Genomic DNA, 1,472 nt, shown 5'->3' with positions numbered 1-1,472 from the left:
ATAAGGATGAACAAGAGCCGTGTACGAGGCCCGTACGCACGGTTCTGTGAGAGGGATGAAGCAGACTTGATCAGCTGCTTCACCCTACTCGATTTACTTTTCTTGCTAATAAATATGAAATGATAAAATTGAGTATTGTAGGGAATAAAGCTACAAACATAGTCATTGTTATCAATAAAAATATATGAATTATGGAATAGATAGCTGCAAATAATAGATTCATATTTAACCCTGCTGGTGTTGGCCAAGCAATAATTAAAAAGTTTTTTGCGAAGCTTTTTTACAAAAAAGCGACCTTCCGTCCAAGCATTTCTGATTTTTGAAATATTGACCTATTTTGCATAAATCATAACTCCAAATTCTTGATTATTTCAAAACTTCAACCACGCCAGAAATCTGTCTCTGAATGATTCGAAAAACATTATGGATATGATGAAAAAGTCTATTTTTTTTCTTTTCCAGGCGATTCTCAGCATTGACAGCGCAATATTGGGCGGAACTATGGGTTGATTTTCGGAAGGTTTGCGTACAAGTTTAAGGGCTCCAAACGGACAGGTCGTGACACAGAGACCGCACCCAATGCATCTTTTTCTGCTGAGAGAGATTCCTGTTTCATTTTTTGTGAAAGCATCCATCTGGCATCTCTTTAGGCAGATTCCACAGTCAGTGCATTTGCTTTTGTCAAGAACGGCATAAAAAGGAGTTGCGGATATTTCCCCTGGATTGGGGAATTTTTTAATACTTCTGAGCAGAGCGCAGCAGCATCCGCAGCAACAGCATATCCAGCTTATATCTTTGTCATTGCTGGGCTGAAGAACAAGACCGGCCTTGTCAGCCTGCTCTAAAAGCGATAGAACTTCCTCAAGTGAGGCATTTCTTCCTGATCCGGTCAATCTGTAATAATCTTCGGGGCCGCCAAAGGAAATGCATGTTTCCATAGGCTTTTTGCATGGATGGCCGTGAATCGCCATTTCCCTTCTGCATATGCATGGAGCAATAACAAATGTCGATTTTGCCCGCACAAGCTTTTCCGCGTCCTCATATGTCATTACCTTCAGTTCCTGATCAACGCTTTTATTGATAGGAATGACCCTCAACTGCGGAGTTTTTTTCCATTGCCCGTCATTAATCAGATAGGGAATGTAAAGATCCATTTCCCTGACAAGCTCTGGAGTAAGGCGATTTACCTGAAGCTCCCATATTCCCACAATATACTGTAAAGCCATATACTTCGGAGGCTTTGAGCCTGTCTTTGTTCTATAAATGATACCCTTGTGCGCCATTTTTTCAAGCATCCAGGACGCGTGTTTTAACGTGATACCGGCTCTGAAAGCCACGGTTTTTGCTTCTTCTGAAATGAGTGTCAGATAAAGGGCAAGTAATTCCATTTCTAAATCAAGTATGCAATAATAGCCGCAAAAGACATGGAGGCGGCAATGGCAAGAAAAGCAAGTGGAATAGAGATACTTGAT

At 41.0% G+C, this 1,472-nt stretch carries 1 protein-coding gene; it reads right to left on the bottom strand.

Going from position 1 to position 1,472, the window contains the following annotated elements; translation table 11 throughout:
* Nucleotides 1-371: 371 nt before the first annotated feature.
* On the bottom strand, nucleotides 372-1,472 hold a 1,101-nt coding region (locus tag K245_RS25910; protein WP_232223865.1), incomplete at its 5' end, for an ATP-binding protein.

This window comes from Desulforegula conservatrix Mb1Pa, assembly GCF_000426225.1.
Classification (GTDB): Bacteria; Desulfobacterota; Desulfobacteria; order Desulfobacterales; family Desulforegulaceae; genus Desulforegula; species Desulforegula conservatrix.
The sequence above is the reverse complement of the archived record's forward strand: the minus strand, read 5'-3'. Positions and strand labels throughout refer to the sequence as shown.